Genomic DNA, 2,583 nt, shown 5'->3' on the forward strand with positions numbered 1-2,583 from the left:
ACGGCACGTTCGCCAAGCGGTTCATCGACGACCAGGAAGCCGGCGCACCGGAGTTCACGGCCCTGCGCAAGAAGGGTGCCGAGCACCCGATCGAGGCGACCGGCAAGGAGCTGCGCGCCCTGATGAGCTGGATCAAGGACAGCGACAGCGACTACGTCGAGGGCTCCGCCGCGCGCTGACCTGTCCGCCCATTCCCGAGCAGGTATGCCGGCCGGGTCTCGAGGCGTCCACAACTCCCCAGCTGAGGAGTTGTGGACGCGAGGTGGCGGGCTGGGCGTCCACAGGTCCCCATCCGCGGACTTGTGGACGGCAGGCGGCTGGCTGGGCGTCCACGGCTCCTCAGGTGAGGACGGCGAGGATCGTCGTGACCGGCTTGCCGCCGAGCGCTGGTGCGGCGGCGGTTGAGTCCCACACGGTGGCCATCCTGGCGACGGACGCGTGGGCCGCGTCAAGGGTGTCCACGCCCGAGGTCGAGGTACACGTACCGCGGGTCGTCGACCGGCTGGTGCACGACATGGCGGCGCACCCCGGAGCCGGCACGGTCTGCGGGGTCCCGGTCGAATGCTGCCTTCCACGTGGGCAGGTCGCTGATCCGGTGCTCGATGTGGACGGTGAACATGGTGGCCTGCGGTTGGCGTGAGTCGGTCCCTGCAGCGGATCGCGATGTGGGCCGACGGGACATCCCGAGAACATGCTCACGGTGCGCACGTACGGAGCCACCCGAGCGCCGTAGACCCCCCGGCTAGTGCCGGTACCGTGCAATGAGAGGATCACGGCCTCTGCGGTTGCACGGGTGGGTTGTGGCCAGTTGTGGTATTCGGCTCGTTTGACGTACCGCTTGGTGTACTTGCGTTTGACCACGCGGGGGTTGGCGCGTAGGCGTCGTCGCGGGAGAAGTCGGTGGATGAGTTCGGCGATGGCATGTCGCCAGAGTCAGGCGGTGGTGTCGCCAGCATCAGGGGGGAAAGCGGCTCATGTGACATATCCGTGGGTGGTTTGGGGGGCTGCTGGGGTTCAACACACCGTTCCCGCAGAGGTTCTTGAGCTGTCGTACGGTCCAGAACCAGTGATGCGGAGAACGGCGTGCGCGCTGTCAGCCCATGGCGTGCCCTTTTGGGCGTGGATAAGACGGTCATCGAGGGGATCGAGTTCGACGAGGACGCGGAGTTGCTCGTGGCCCGGGTGCGTCCGGTGCGCCGGGCGCAGGGCCGGTGTGGGCTGTGCCAGCGCCGGTCTCCGGGCTACGACGGCGGCGAGGGTAGGCGGCGGTGGCGGACGCTGGACCTGGGCACGATCCGGGCGGTGGTGGAGGCCGACGCGCCGCGGGTGACCTGCCGCCAGCACGGGGTGGTCGTCGCGTCGGTGCCGTGGGCGCGGCACGGCGCGGGGCACACCTACGCCTTCGACGAGACGGTTGCCTGGCTGGCGACGCAGTCATCGAAGTCCACGGTCACCGCGTTGATGCGGGTCGCGTGGCGGACCGTGGGCTCGATCATCACCCGGGTCTGGGCCGACGTCGACGCCGGCCCAGACCGCCTCGACGGGCTGGTCAGGATCGAGATCACCCACACATCATCAAGAATGGCCACAAGTACGTAATGGTCGTGGTCGATCAGGACGCCCGCCGACTGGTGTGGGCCGCTCCGGGACGTCAAGCGGCGGTGATGGACGTCAAGAGGCCGTTCCCGTATGACCAGGGTCTACCGGCGCTCGTCGGTGTCAACGTCGTTCATGCTCGCTGCGCTGCGCGTGCTCCACGTTGACACCTCCCACGCTCTGGTGGGGGCAGCCTGGATCGAGGAATGGCCATTCATGGCCTCGAGCGGCGCTACCGTCAAGGGACGTTCGTCCGGGGCGTCGCCCCTCACCCTTGGATGTAGAAGGCGTTGGTCTGCGAGACAGAAGGATCGGTGACCTTTGCGTCGAGAGCGGCGAAAGTAAAAAGGACTTCGTCGGACGTTCTAGTCGCGGGGTTGTAGCAGAGGTAGTCCCTCGGCCTGTTCACCCCTAGCCTCTGGGTGCAACCCTTCTTCGTGATGTACAGGTCGTCCAGCTTGGCCTGGACGACGCCCACCTGGTCGGTAGACCTCACCACAGCCGTGGTCGAGCTTTGCGAGAGCACCGTGCCCGGGTTGGTCGGGAGCGGGAAGGCGGCCGGCCAGGTACTGGATGATCCGCCTCCGCTGGCCGAGGCCGCGCCAGAGTTGAGGACGACGACCGCAAGCGTGGCGGTGGACATGGCAATCGCGGCGAACTTGTTCATGAACTCTCCTCGTGAACCAGAATCTGACGGTGTCCTGCTCCCCGGTGGGGTGAGCCTAGAGTCCGCTCGCCGCGGTGCCAGAAGCAATCGAACGTTGGTCTTAGTACCCCGCGCCTGCGACCCACCCAACCGTCCACTGATTTAACACAGCGAGATCATCTGACGTTTAGCCGCTTAGGGCCTGCGATTATTTAAGGTGGTCTAGATCGGGCGTGTCGCGGGTGGGGTTGAGCGAGTAGTTCCACTCGCCGTGAAAGGCGTGGCGGGTGAGGATCCCGTTTGTTTCCATGGCTTTCATCTGTTTGTCGGGGATTTCGACG

The 2,583-nt window shown here is 66.2% G+C and carries 3 protein-coding genes and 2 pseudogenes; 2 read left to right on the forward strand and 3 right to left on the reverse strand.

The annotated features are described in order from the left end of the window. A pseudogene (locus ACLL9L_RS08435) lies at positions 1-179 on the forward strand (ketol-acid reductoisomerase); the annotation flags it as partial. Positions 180-339: 160 nt separating this feature from the next. Here ACLL9L_RS08435 and ACLL9L_RS08440 read toward each other — a convergent pair. Together ACLL9L_RS08440 and ACLL9L_RS08445 are read right to left on the reverse strand one after the other, a co-directional pair. Continuing rightward, positions 340-462, reverse strand: coding sequence for a hypothetical protein (locus ACLL9L_RS08440; RefSeq protein ID WP_411284202.1), 123 nt, complete (start codon positions 460-462; stop codon positions 340-342). After that, positions 449-619, reverse strand: a complete 171-nt coding sequence (locus tag ACLL9L_RS08445) for a hypothetical protein (RefSeq protein WP_411284203.1) — start codon at positions 617-619, stop codon at positions 449-451. The genes ACLL9L_RS08440 and ACLL9L_RS08445 overlap by 14 nt, the downstream gene beginning before the upstream one ends. A gap of 464 nt (positions 620-1,083) precedes the next feature. On the opposite strand from ACLL9L_RS08445, the pseudogene ACLL9L_RS08450 reads away from it, so the two are divergent. After that, positions 1,084-1,652 (forward strand): annotated as a pseudogene (locus ACLL9L_RS08450) (helix-turn-helix domain-containing protein); the annotation flags it as partial. Between the two features lie 212 nt (positions 1,653-1,864). Here ACLL9L_RS08450 and ACLL9L_RS08455 read toward each other — a convergent pair. Further along, the gene (locus tag ACLL9L_RS08455) at positions 1,865-2,263 is read right to left on the reverse strand and encodes a hypothetical protein (RefSeq protein ID WP_411284204.1); all 399 of its coding nucleotides are present in this window, start codon (positions 2,261-2,263) and stop codon (positions 1,865-1,867) included. Positions 2,264-2,583: the final 320 nt, after the last annotated feature.

The organism is Lapillicoccus sp. (genome assembly GCF_046595215.1).
Taxonomy (GTDB): Bacteria; Actinomycetota; Actinomycetes; order Actinomycetales; family Dermatophilaceae; genus Lapillicoccus.

Coding starts and splice junctions, on each gene's coding strand:
- ACLL9L_RS08445 (WP_411284203.1), bottom strand. CDS start 619: ATGTTCACCGTCCACATCGAGCACCGGATCAGCGACCTGCCCACGTGG.
- ACLL9L_RS08455 (WP_411284204.1), bottom strand. CDS start 2,263: ATGAACAAGTTCGCCGCGATTGCCATGTCCACCGCCACGCTTGCGGTC.